This is a genomic window from Dendrosporobacter quercicolus, assembly GCF_900104455.1.
GTDB lineage: Bacteria > Bacillota > Negativicutes > DSM-1736 > Dendrosporobacteraceae > Dendrosporobacter > Dendrosporobacter quercicolus.
The window spans coordinates 80,797-92,885 of sequence record NZ_FNHB01000008.1 but is presented as its reverse complement, the minus strand read 5'-3'; the positions used below and the strand labels follow the sequence as shown (position 1 = coordinate 92,885).

Sequence of the window (12,089 nt, the reverse complement as noted above, 5' to 3'; positions counted from 1 at the left end):
CTCCATCTCTGTCAGCAAAAATGTTAACTGTATTTAAACAAGCAATCCCAGACAATATTCCGTAAATAAAGCCTCTTGATCGGTATGCGCCATTTTGGCTTCCTCAAGTAACTTTTCACTTAATCGCAGCAACCGCTGTACTTCAGCCGTTTCACCGCCGTAAGTACGGCTTAATGCATCCGCTTGCTTAGTTTTATCGGAGCCATTATAAGCAAAACTGCCATGAATAGCCTGCAAAATATACTGCATAAACGGCAATATCACTTCCTGATAATAGGCAATGGACTGCAATTGATTTGCCCCGGACTGAATCTCTTTTAACAATGCCAGTATAGATTCAACCCCTTCATTCTCCGCCTCGAGCTGCCGTACTTCCCGTAAAAGTGTCAGCCGCTCTTGGTAAATCAGATTCACTTCCTGCAGATCACACTCCACCTTCGCCATTAATTCCGTTAGTTTGTCGACAGTATCTTTTCGTTTCTTTTCCGCCCGAACGATTGCCTGCTCAACTATACCCGTAATGTCAATTTTCTTAGCTAACTCTTCATCAAGCACCTGACGCAAGGGCTTATTGACACTCCCCAGGATGGCCAGACCGCCTTCAGACGAATTAATACATTTCATTCGATACGCCCGTATCAAATCCTCAAATACATTCTTCATTCCCAGATATTCTTGTGAAGTCATCACCGGACGCTGATAGATATCCTCAGCCCTGATCATTCCCTCTTTCCCCTGGATAAAGCCATCCGACCAGCTGCCGTCAGCATGCATTTTATCATCGGTATAGCACAAGTCCTGTCCCATTAAAATAATATGAGAAGAATTCAATTTACAAGCCAAATCAAACGCCACATTGGCAATGGAAAAGCCATTGTTCAGCAAAAAGGTTTTTCTCTGCTGCAACTTATCCAGATATCTGGTTAAAAAGTCATTCATCAGCGTCATTTTAATTTTAGGGCCGTGATAATTGGGCAAAATTTCATGATACAAAGCATCACAATATAACAAAGGACACTTCATAGTATCAACACCGTTAAATACCAGTTCATTCTCTCTATTTCCGTCAAAAGCCATGCGCAGATGCGGTATAATTCCATAATTATCCAGAATAGAAATGGCACTGCCTACTGCGATAACCATTGCCTTGTTTTTCGCTTCCTTCAATAAATGAATGTTTTTATTCAGTGACGGCCCGGCTGATACAATGATGACAGGCAGCGAAGTAATATGCGGGGCAATATCTTCCAGCCGCAGACTTTCCTGCCAATAATTTCGCCAGGAGTTGGTCAGCCATTTCTCCAGGGAGTAACGCTGGGTAGATAAATTGATCAGCATTCTTCTGACCACTCTGGTTAAGCCTCGCTGTACGTCCCGGAAATAATCAGCGTATAAAGTCCGATAAGAAACAGGCGCAATCAAAGCCGGCTGCCGGTATAGCTCGTCGCCTAGCAATCCTTCCAGCATTGTAGCAGTTGACTCGTCACTCTGATTGACAATAAACGATATCCTTTTAAACTTTCCACCGACTTTTGGAAGGTCATTTTGCATCAAAAAATGTTTGAAGGCATCAAGATTTGGTTCTATCACAATAAGGTGTTCCAGTTCCTGAAACTGACTGGCTAGAAAGGCTAAGGAATGCCCCAGCCCCAAACCGAACAAAATAATAATTTTTGTATCATCCGCCAGTTTAGAAAATAAGTTTTTAAGCTCACGATCTTTATTATACAGGCTGTGCAAATAGCACTGTCCTGAAGTTGTCTTAACAAGTAAATTATCCGCTTCAGCAATATATTGTGTATTCGCTCGGTACAGTGGCAGAGAAGCGGTAACCGTTTTATAGAGCGCCCCACTTCCCTGCTTGATAACTTGCAGGTTTTTTTTATAATACTTCATCAACTGACGCTCCTGTCTTAAACCGTCAAAAGCGGCTTCAATTCATATTCCAATAAATCGGCAAGTAATAAGTAATCTCTCTGTTCATAGCTGGTAAGAACGGCATTTAGTACCGGATTCAATATCGCCTGATCCTGAATGGATAACCCCTGCATCCCGGCAATCAACAAATCAGTCAGTTTTACAAATTGATTGGTAAACTGTTCTTGCTCATAGGCAAAAATAGCGTTTTGAAGTTCTTCAATGTTAGTTAATAAAATATCCAAAATTGCTCACTCCATAAAATTCAAGTCAGCTTCATCCTAAAAGTATATTAGAAAGGATTGGATCCATGGATCCAATCCTTTCCGTAAAGCATATAGTAAATTTGTCTTCAAGGCAATTATTGCAGTAATTGCAGAACGCCCTGAGGTTGTTGATTTGCCTGAGCCAGCATAGCGGTAGCAGCCTGTTGCAGAATGCTGGTCTTGGTGAAGTTCATCATTTCCTTGGCCATGTCGACATCGCGAATGCGGGATTCGGCGGCGCTCAGGTTTTCAGAAGATGTACCCAGGTTGTTAATGGTATGTTCTAAACGGTTTTGTACAGCACCAAGCGAACTGCGTTGTGAAGATACTTTTTCAATTGCACTGTTGATGGTTTCAACAGCAACCTGTGCTTTTTCACTTGTTTCAATGCTGACATCGCCAACACCGATTGCCGAGGAACGCATGTCAGCAATTGAAATGTAAGCAGTTTGTCCGGCATTGGCACCAATTTGAGTAAGTAAAGAGCTATTCAAGTCTGCAGTGGCATCTTTGTGCTCGCTAAATACAAAAGTAACTCCATCGCCAACACCTAAACCATTCAATCCTTCAGTAGCAGCATCACCATTGGCATCAGTAATGTCAAATTCAAAATCTTGACCATTATTGGTAAAAGTAACCTTATCAGCACTTACAGCAACTGTTACACCATTGTTAAGAGTCACGCTTCCTGCTCCAGCAGTTGTAGTAACAGTAGTAGAGGAACCATTCGGCCCAATAATTTTGAACGCATCTTCAGTACCGGAAGAATCGGTTTTAGTCGTACGAGTAATGATGTAAGCACCGGAAAGTGTACTAGAAGCCGAAATTTTATCAGTATCTGCAGCTGCAAAATTATACGAACTGTTATTATTAATGCGAACAGTACCGTTCACTTCATCCTGGATACCACTATTTGAGCCTTCCAATAATTTTTTAGTATTAAACTCGGTGGTATTAGCAATACGGTCAATTTCTTTTTTCAGCTGGGTTACTTCGTCATTCAGAGCTTTACGGTCTGAATCAGTGTTGGTGTCATTGGAAGACTGAACAGCAAGCTCACGCATACGTTGCAGAATGCTGTGGGTTTCGTTCAATGCACCTTCAGCGGTTTGGATCAGCGAAATGCTGTCCTGGGCATTGGTGGTAGCTTTGTCCAGGCCGCGGATCTGGCCGCGCATTTTTTCGGAGATGGCCAAGCCAGCGGCATCGTCACCAGCACGGTTGATGCGCAGACCTGAGGATAATTTCTCCAGGGATTTGGAAGCGGTGTTGTTGTTAGTGGTTAATTGGCGATACGTGTTCAACGCTGTGATATTGTGGTTAATAATCATGATTCTATTCCTCCTTGATGTTAAGTCCGGGCATCCATGCCCGGATATTTTGCCCAGGGACGCTTACTTCCGGCCGGTTCAGTAGGCTGTCCCTGTTTTTGACTCATTTATAATATCGTTAGGTTCCAGCAAAAGCTTAAGCATTTTTTTGCATATTTTTCGGTTTTTTTACAAGTTTTGTGCCTAAGCTATTTTATCTGGCAGCTGCCTTTTGCTGCCGGGTCTGCTTGATGACCTGATACCAGGTATCGCGGAATTCCTGCAGCATTTCCTTGGCCTCAGCCAGTTTTGCCGGATCTTTTTTCAGATTGCCCTGAATGAGGCAGTACTCAATATATTCATATAAATCCAGCCAGTTTGACGCCAGTTCAAACTTCATATCCAGAGTCGCCGCAAATTCGCGGACAATCGCCTGGGCCCGCAGGTTGGCATTATGGGATTTTTCATAGTCTTGCTGTTCCAGGGCCAACATGCTTTCCGCGACAAATTTAAGCGCCCCGTTATAGAGCATAAGGGTAAGCTCCTCCGGCGAAGCGGTCATAATTTGCTGCGTTTTATAGGTATTCGCTGTATTGGCGGCATTCATCACTTTATTCCTCCCGGGTTTTACCAGAATCGCCATTTAATGTCGTATTAAGTGGATAATTCATTTTAACATACTATGTATGCAGGATAAATACTGCATCTGTAAATAATGTTTTAAATTACGCCGGTTAAGCCTTTTTATCCAATAAAATGCCAACATATTCCTTGATTTTCCCCAAAGTGTCCAACAGTTCATGAGGAGGAAATTCCTTGAGCACTGTGCCGTCCCTGGTGTCAATCACCTGGACCATTATGCGGTCGGTCTCTTCGTGCAGCTGGAAATGAATGTCGCTGTTGATCAGTTCCATCAATTTGGTCATTTTTTGGGTCAGACTATCCATTTCCTCCTCAGTAAGTTTTTTCAGCGATTTGTCAGTCGGGGAATAGTTGGTCCGGTTTTCCGCAGCCACAGCCTGTATGGTTTCGGGCTGAACGTTGCCGTTGCCGGTGCTCCCGCCGACCTGCGCATTGGCAGCGGCGGCTGGCTGTATGCCGTTGGAAATCAGGTTAACGCTAGCGCTAATTGACATGGTATACACCTCTCGTTACAATCTTTATTAATTTATCGTAATAACCAGCCGGAAACTTTAGCGGAAAATCAAATTTTTTCAATTCTCCTTGATGACACAGGAAAGCTTCAATGAGTCTGAAAGCCGAATATTTCTGTACAGCCTTCAAAAAGAGAACAATAGGCAAATAAAACTGCCCCTGTACACCATGCGTACGGAGGCAGTTTTATTTACTCACGCTGCTTTGGCAAGCCCAAACCTTTCAGAATATCGAGATTGCCGGAATGAGGTCCGGCCGCAGCCTGTTTATTTTCGGCAATAATGGAATCATACAGTTCGCCGCGGAAAATCTTCACCGTCTGCGGCGCCTCAATCGCCAGCCGAACACTGTCCCCTTTTATGTCAACAATAGTAACGACAATATGGTCGTTCATTACAATCCGTTCGCCAATTTTACGCGTTAGAGCCAGCATTTATCTGCCTCCTTTGGTTTCCGCCTGGGGAAAGCCGTTGGGAAACAGACGGTGCCGGGTAGTATAGTCAACCTTTTCCAAAACGATTTGCTGTCCTACCCGCTGAACGGGATTGATAATAACGGGAGCCAAAAGATTGGCCGTCATCAGTTCGGCCTTGTCCGGAATTGTAACAATATTAAAGATTTGCGGCAGGTTCTTGTCGGAAAGCTTCAGCTCGGCCACAATCCGGTCATCCAGGGAAAACTCATAATCCTTAAAAAAAGCAAAGGGATCTACCACAATAAACGTCAGGTCCGGCTCGGCGACTGACTGCAAAAAAACAAAGGGGCTGTCAGGTTCCCCTGGCAGCAGGATAAATTTCTTTTCATCGGCGAAACCGGGCAACCCTTGCGGGAAATGAATAATATCCGTCTCAGCCACTTCCCATTGCCGCCCCAGCCGGGTTGATGCTACGATCATGTTAGAACCTCTTTCTTTAAACCGATATATCATATTTGCCTTCCGTAGTCCAAAAGCGCACATTCGGATACTGGGACAGCCGTCCGGTCACTTGTCCGCGCTGCAAATCGACTTCAACCGAACCGCGCTCCACAGCCAGATTTACCTGGCCCCGCCGGGCGCTGAACTCCACTTTGGCCGGCTGATAATAAAATTCGGGCGCGGCCATTGTTTTCAGGACAACCTGCGGCGCTTGTTCGAGCAGCGCTTCAGCCGCCATATTGGCTACGGCATTTTCGCCGCTCTCTATCCGGCCCAGCCGGTTGCCTTCAGCCACATACTTGGCAATGGTTTCGTCGGCCCGCTGCTTGCCCTGCCGGGCAAGCTCCTTGGACAAAGCGCCGCTGGTCCGGTAGCCAAGCGATTGCCGGAAAGCCTCGCCGTCAATGGACAGCCGGCCTTGTTCCTGCCGGATCTCCACAATCGCCGGTTCAGTCGCCAGCTGAATCTGCGGCGGTTTGACGTCAAGATTGACCGCCGGCTCGGTAATAGCAAGCGCCAGCTTGGCGTATTGCTGCGCTATATTCAGTTTGAGCACAAATCCAGCCTCCCATCACCAGCTACCGCAGGAAATCCACCAGGGACAGCGGCATAATCTTGGAGCCGACCGACAAGGCCGCTTTATAAATGGCGTCATTGTTCTGGAAATCAATGATCGCCCGGGGAATATCCAAATCCTCCGTATTGGCAATATCCTCGGTAATGACTACGCTCTGATCCTCCATCATGTTGAGGGTCATCTCATAAGCCGCCATCCTGGTGCCCATTTCCGTATGCTGCTGTAAAATACTGGCATGATCCTGATCAATGTAGGCTAAACCGGTCTCAGATAACCATTTCTGATCCTCCGGCGTCCCGGAATCCAAATGCTGTTTGATTTGGATCAGACGGTCCAGCATTGCCGTCCCGTTTTCCCCAAATACGTCAACCCCGGTTAAATTGACGCTGTCCCGCGTGGGCGCTGCCAGCCCCTGCTGCACCGGCATGGAGATCTTGCTGGCATCGCCGCTGTAGGTAATAACATCGCCATTGCGCTCAAAGGGCTGGGTCTTATCATTCTGCCCGGAGAAAACGTAGCGGTCGCCCAGCTTGGTGTTGCCCAGGGAAACAATTTGGTTAATGAGATTATCCAGCGATTTGCCCGCCGTCTGCACCACGTCCGACGGATTGGTGCCGTTGCTGGCCCCGAGTACAAGCTCCTTAATGTCAATCATAATCGAGCTTAAGTCCGACATCGCACTGTCGGTCGTATTCATCCAGGACTGGGCGTCCTTAAGGTTTTGCGTAAACTGCTGATTTTGACCCAGATTGGAATTATACAGCAGGCTGCGCACCGCTTTAATGGGGTTATCCGAGGGCCGGTGGATGGCCTTGCCATCAGACAATTGTTCCTGGATTGCGTTTTTCCGTTCCATCGATTTATTTAAACTTGATAAAAAGTTATAGGTGATAATGCTGTTCGATATTCTCATCTGTTCAATAACCTACCTTCCCACCACGCCGGTGCCGTTGATTAGCTTATCCAGCATTTCATCAATCACGGTAATTACCCTGGCGGCTGAATTATAGCCTTGCTGGAAACGAATCATATTGGTCATTTCCTCATCCAGATTAACGCCCTTAACATTTTCCCGGGAGTTATTAACCTGGTCGATCAGAGCCTGCTGATTGTCAGCCAGCCGGCTGGTATTCTGTTTTTGAATCCCCAGCGCGCCGATCATCGATGAGTAATACGTATCCAAAGAGGCATTGCCCAGCGAAGCGCTGGTGTCGACTTTCAGCCGATTGCCCAGCTTAACGGCATTGTCGCCGCTGGCGTTATTGCCTTGCGACAGGGAGAGCGTATAATCGCCGTCCGGGCAGGAGGAAAAGTCCAGCGTAACCGTCAGCCCTTTTACATTAATTTCCGGCGGCGGCGACGACGCTACCGTGACCGAAACAGGCGTGCCGTCGTCGTCATAGGAATAGGTAATATTTCCACCGGCGACACTGACGGCAACAGGGGTTGGCGTTGCCCCGCCGGTGTAGCTGCCGGTAGTCGTAACCGTAGCCGGCACCGCCGGAATAACCTTGGAAATATCGCTGACCTTATTATCTTTAGAAACAGCGAAAGTATACTTGGCGCCGGCCATGCTGCCGGTAAAATCCACTGCAACAGTCAGTCCTTCGACGCCGGTGATTGAGCCAGCCGGGCCGGCGGTACTGCTGCCGGTCTGCGTATTGCCGGAGCTGTCCACATAGGACCAGTCAAATCCGCTGGCCGTCATGGTGACGGTAATGCTGGTGGTATCGGCAGTTCCGGTATAAGTGCCGGTAGTGGTAACGCTGGCTGTTCCGTTCGAAATCACAGCCACGCTGTCCGCACTGGTCTTGGCGGCGATTTTCGCCAGCCCGTCAGTGGCAAACAGATCCGTGTTCACGGCCAGTTGCTTGATCCAGTCGCCATTGGTCATCGCAGATGCCTGATAGTCGGGATTTGTCCCGCCCTCGCCAAAGAAATTGGTTCCGGTGCTGTTATCGGTGCCCAGCCCGGAGCGATGCACCGCGTTAAATTCCTGCAACAAAAACTTGCTGATATTGGCGAGTTCGTTCAGATATTTTTTAGCGCCTTTCTCCGCCGAATCCCGGGAATCCACCAGACCTTTCAATTCACCGTTGGTGACGGTAACCGGCTGGTTGCTGCCCGCAACCACAATGTTGCGAACCTCATAACCGTAGTCCGGATCAATTGACGATTTGGTCGTAAGCTGCGTAGTGCTGTAACCATCAACCAGGGTTATCCCGTTCAACTGAACGGTGTAGTTGCCGGCTTTATCTTCCGATACATTGATGCCGGCCATTTTGGCGATCTGATCCACCAAATAGTCGCGCCGGTCCCGCAAGTCATTGGCGTTGCTCAGACCGCCGGCCTCAACGCTCATAATTTGTTTATTGAGACTGAGAATTTCCGAGGTCATCTGGTTAAGGCTGTCCAGCTTTAAATTCAGCACTGTATTGACATCGGTCACCATATCCTTCAATTGCTGCGCCGAATGCTGGATGGCGTCCACAAGCTCCACGCCGCGTTCCCGGACTGCGGTCCGGGAGGCATTGTCCGAAGCGTTGGTAGCCAGCGTCTGCCAGGAACTCCAGAATTTATCCAGCACACTCTGGATGCCATTTTCGGTTGGTTCGGCAAATACGCCTTCAATTTTCCCCAAAGTGGTCTCCATTGTTTCGCCATAGCCCAGCGAAGAGTTTTCTTTCCAGTACTGCTGATCCAAAAAGGTATCCCGGGCGCGTTTTATGGCCGTCACATCAACGCCGCTGCCGATTTCAAACATAGCTGAACCGCCGTACACCGACTCCGGCTTGGTTGCCGCCAAACTGACCAGCTGACGCGAATAACCGTCCGTGGTCGCATTGGAAATATTATGGCCGACCGTATCCAGCCCGACCTGCTGGGCATACAAGCCACGCACTACAGTATTTAATCCGGCGAAAGTCGATCTCATATCACCACTCCATTATTCGTCTTCTAAACTTTACGGTCTATTACTTTTCGGGCCGGCGCCGCCTGACCCTGCTGCCCCTGAGCCGCATAGGTGGGACTGGTGGCGCTCTGCGTCAGTAAGTTAATGTTATAATTGATAAAAAATAAAGCCTGGTCTATCAGTTTTGTATTCACTTCATTCACCTTGGCCAGCTCGGCGGTGATACTGCTAAGCTTCCGCCAAAGTTCGTTAAGCTGCTCAGCGATATCTGCTTCAGCGAGAGCGACCAGCCGGGACATTGGCAAAGCTTCACCCGGCAGGCGGTTGGCTGCGGTAATTTCCTGCAGCAGCTTCTCCCGGGCATGATCCAGCTTGCCGATCCGGATAATCAACAGTTCCTCCTGTTTGGTAAGCGTTTCCAGTTCCTGCGTTCTGGCTTTAACCAAAACGGCATTCTTCTGTTTGCTGATAGCCAAAAGCTCCTGATACAATGTCAACATATTGGCTAACACGCCAACCAATTGTTCCCACATGCCTTTTACGTCCCTTCCTGCTGCATTTTATCCGCTATAATCCGGCCAATCATTTTCTCGGCGACAACCCCGGCCTCAACCCGATAATTGCCTGAAGCGATGCGTTCGGTAATTTCCTTCACTTTTTCCTCGCGGACGTCCGGCAGATTTTTGATATCCTGCAGAATTTGCGCAAACTCCTGCGCCTGAGAGGACAATACCACTTCGTCCTTGCCCTGCGCCTGGCCGGCCTTGTCCGGTTTCGTTTTTTTCACCTGATGATTGTCACTATATACTTTCAATACATTTTGAATTTGTTTCCCTGAAATAATCATTCTCGACACCCACCTTTGGGATTTCCTCGTCAGTAGTATCGGTAAAAAAGGCGGGGACATTAATCCCCGCCATTCGGTTTCTCAAGCTATTTTGGCTATCATAGTTGCTTTTTCGCCATTATTCTCACTCGCACGCCTACCGGAATATTATCTTGCTATTTTTTGAAAAAACTTTTGGTATAAATTCGCACACCATCCCGGTCCTGCTCCTGCCGCCGTTCATTGCTTTCTTTTACCTGATCGGTGATATTCTTGCTGCAGGCCGGGCATAAGCGGCCTTCACTGATGTTTGCGCCGCAGCTTTCGCAAGGATAGGTAATATCGAAGGTACCTTTAAACCGGCCCCGTTTCATCATTCGTAAAATGGTTTTTTCCCTGACGCCGGTGGCTTTACATATTTCTTCAATTGATGCCTTGCCCTGCTCCCGCAGGAATTCAACTATTTTCAATTCTTCATATTCTTCCACTTCATAACAGGCGGGACAAAGTCCGCTGGTGTTCTCAACATAAAGCTTTCCACATTCCGGGCAATTGGCAAGTCCCATCATCCTACCTCCTCAGTCCGAGCACCATATTTTCGGCGCCAGATACCACACAATAGATCGATTGAAATAACCGTAAATAATCTTACTCACTATATGTCTATTATAGCGGCATTGGTTCGAATTTAAAAGACATCAACTGCGAATATTCTCTAAATTAGCTAAAACATTTTTCACTATACCGGCAGGATTATGTCTGTTTTTGCCTAAATTAACTATACCGCACTATATATTACGAAAGGCAGTTTTTCGTGTTTATGCTAACTCTAATGCAAGACCCTGAAACGTATGCTGGCGGAACTGAGGAAACAAATGAAATCATCGCCAATTTACTACAACTGATTAAACTGAAAAGCGCCAAACTTTATTTACACAGTCAGCAAGTAGCTAATTACGCTGTGAGTGTTGCAGCTAAAATGCGTCTGCCGCGTGAGGAAATAGAGCGTATTCGTGTTGCCGCTTTGTTGCATGACCTCGGTCAGGTCACGGTTCCTACGGCAATTTTGATGAAGCTGCCGTACTTATCGACCCGCGAGAAGAGTATCTTTAAAAATCACTGCAATGCCGGCAGTTACATGTTGGAAAATATGGCGTCCTGCCAGGAATTGATCCCCTACATCCGCTATCATCATGAACGCTGGGACGGCACCGGTTACCCCAAGCGCCTGAAAGGCGTAAATATCCCGCTGGGCGCCAGAATTATCGCCGTTGTCAATCACTATGACCGTTTTATCAATCCCTGTACGCAAAATTGGCAAAAGACCAACTGCGAGGCCGTAAAGGAGCTCTTAAGTCTCTCCGGCATGGCCTTTGACCCCGAGGTTGTCCGGGCTTTTATTGAAGCGCTGGGCGCTGAACCGGAAGATATTTAATACATTAATTAAGCGAAACAGACCCGCTGCCGGTGTGCAGCGGGTCTGTTTCGCTTAATCGCTCTGCGTTTTATCCCGGAAGCACTGCTGCGGTAAATGATCGCCTGTCCCGCCGGCAATGGCCAGCCCCCTGACGCAGCAAGCCCCAGCCTGCTTTAGGGTTTTGGCGCATTCCTCCATGGTTGCGCCGCTGGTAAAAATATCGTCAACCAGCAAAACGGCGGCGCCGGAGACGGCTTGGTCATCGCTGACCTGAAATGCTGTTTTAACCGCCCTGCGCCGTTCCTGAAGCGGCAAGCCCCACAACGGCGCAGTAGACTTACTGCGGCTTAACGCAGCCGCCGACCAGTTCCAGCCGTTTTCCCGCACCCAGTTCCGGTAGATCTGTTCCGTCTGATTGTAGCCGCGTTCTTTCCGGCGGTTGCTGTGCAACGGCACCGGAATCACCCGGTCAATCCGGCCCAGCCTGACGGGATCGGCGTAACAGTCCAACAGCCAGGCCAGATGCCGGGCATATTTCAAACTGCCGTTAAATTTGATATCATACAGGATTTTTTTGACCGCGCCCCGGTATTCGCAAAGAACGAGACAGGAATCAAGATAACGCAGCCGGTGCTGAACAACATTTATTTCCCGGACCGCCAGCACCTGCCCCGCACACGGCGAACACCAGGCGCCATGCCGCGCAACGCCGGTCCGGCAAACCGGGCATTTGGGCGGATACAAACAGTCCAGAAGCGTTGACCACAACCAATCCAGCATTGTCTTCCTCC

At 48.1% G+C, this 12,089-nt stretch carries 15 protein-coding genes; 1 reads left to right on the top strand and 14 read right to left on the bottom strand.

Annotated elements, in window-relative coordinates; translation table 11 throughout:
• Positions 1-33: 33 nt before the first annotated feature.
• The 13 genes from BLR06_RS14505 to BLR06_RS14445 form a co-directional block, all read right to left on the bottom strand.
• Entirely contained in the window at positions 34-1,896 is a 1,863-nt protein-coding gene (locus tag BLR06_RS14505) for a motility associated factor glycosyltransferase family protein (RefSeq protein ID WP_092074315.1), read from the bottom strand.
• 17 nt (positions 1,897-1,913) lie between these two features.
• Positions 1,914-2,162 carry a hypothetical protein gene (locus BLR06_RS14500; RefSeq protein ID WP_092074314.1) on the bottom strand — a complete coding sequence of 83 codons (249 nt, stop codon included), beginning with the start codon at positions 2,160-2,162 and terminating at the stop codon, positions 1,914-1,916.
• A gap of 116 nt (positions 2,163-2,278) precedes the next feature.
• Positions 2,279-3,514 (bottom strand): flagellin N-terminal helical domain-containing protein, encoded by a 1,236-nt coding sequence (locus BLR06_RS20265; protein ID WP_092074313.1) that lies wholly within the window; start codon positions 3,512-3,514, stop codon positions 2,279-2,281.
• A gap of 193 nt (positions 3,515-3,707) precedes the next feature.
• Positions 3,708-4,100, bottom strand: coding sequence for a flagellar export chaperone FliS (gene fliS / locus BLR06_RS14490; RefSeq protein WP_092074312.1), 393 nt, complete (start codon positions 4,098-4,100; stop codon positions 3,708-3,710).
• Between the two features lie 127 nt (positions 4,101-4,227).
• Positions 4,228-4,629: a flagellar protein FlaG gene (locus tag BLR06_RS14485; protein WP_092074311.1), complete on the bottom strand. Its 402-nt coding sequence runs from the start codon at positions 4,627-4,629 to the stop codon at positions 4,228-4,230.
• Positions 4,630-4,838: 209 nt separating this feature from the next.
• Positions 4,839-5,081, bottom strand: a complete 243-nt coding sequence (gene csrA / locus BLR06_RS14480) for a carbon storage regulator CsrA (protein WP_092074310.1) — start codon at positions 5,079-5,081, stop codon at positions 4,839-4,841.
• A complete protein-coding gene (gene fliW, locus BLR06_RS14475; protein WP_092074309.1) occupies positions 5,082-5,543 on the bottom strand; it encodes a flagellar assembly protein FliW in 462 nt (153 codons plus the stop codon).
• Between the two features lie 16 nt (positions 5,544-5,559).
• Positions 5,560-6,120 (bottom strand): DUF6470 family protein, encoded by a 561-nt coding sequence (locus tag BLR06_RS14470; RefSeq protein ID WP_092074308.1) that lies wholly within the window; start codon positions 6,118-6,120, stop codon positions 5,560-5,562.
• A gap of 22 nt (positions 6,121-6,142) precedes the next feature.
• Positions 6,143-7,054, bottom strand: a complete 912-nt coding sequence (gene flgL / locus BLR06_RS14465; protein WP_092074307.1) for a flagellar hook-associated protein FlgL — start codon at positions 7,052-7,054, stop codon at positions 6,143-6,145.
• A 12-nt stretch (positions 7,055-7,066) separates the two neighbouring features.
• Positions 7,067-9,076, bottom strand: a complete 2,010-nt coding sequence (flgK, locus tag BLR06_RS14460; RefSeq protein ID WP_092074306.1) for a flagellar hook-associated protein FlgK — start codon at positions 9,074-9,076, stop codon at positions 7,067-7,069.
• A 23-nt stretch (positions 9,077-9,099) separates the two neighbouring features.
• The gene (locus tag BLR06_RS14455) at positions 9,100-9,588 is read right to left on the bottom strand and encodes a flagellar protein FlgN (RefSeq protein WP_092074305.1); all 489 of its coding nucleotides are present in this window, start codon (positions 9,586-9,588) and stop codon (positions 9,100-9,102) included.
• Between the two features lie 5 nt (positions 9,589-9,593).
• Positions 9,594-9,902 (bottom strand): flagellar biosynthesis anti-sigma factor FlgM, encoded by a 309-nt coding sequence (gene flgM, locus BLR06_RS14450; protein WP_092074304.1) that lies wholly within the window; start codon positions 9,900-9,902, stop codon positions 9,594-9,596.
• Positions 9,903-10,057: 155 nt separating this feature from the next.
• The gene (locus tag BLR06_RS14445) at positions 10,058-10,450 is read right to left on the bottom strand and encodes a flagellar protein (protein WP_245698165.1); all 393 of its coding nucleotides are present in this window, start codon (positions 10,448-10,450) and stop codon (positions 10,058-10,060) included.
• A gap of 251 nt (positions 10,451-10,701) precedes the next feature.
• Here BLR06_RS14445 and BLR06_RS14440 point away from each other — a divergent pair, with 251 nt between their 5' ends.
• The gene (locus BLR06_RS14440; protein WP_218039595.1) at positions 10,702-11,316 is read left to right on the top strand and encodes an HD-GYP domain-containing protein; all 615 of its coding nucleotides are present in this window, start codon (positions 10,702-10,704) and stop codon (positions 11,314-11,316) included.
• A 54-nt stretch (positions 11,317-11,370) separates the two neighbouring features.
• Here the strand turns inward: BLR06_RS14440 and BLR06_RS14435 are convergent, their stop codons facing one another.
• Positions 11,371-12,078, bottom strand: coding sequence for a ComF family protein (locus tag BLR06_RS14435; RefSeq protein ID WP_092074301.1), 708 nt, complete (start codon positions 12,076-12,078; stop codon positions 11,371-11,373).
• Positions 12,079-12,089: the final 11 nt, after the last annotated feature.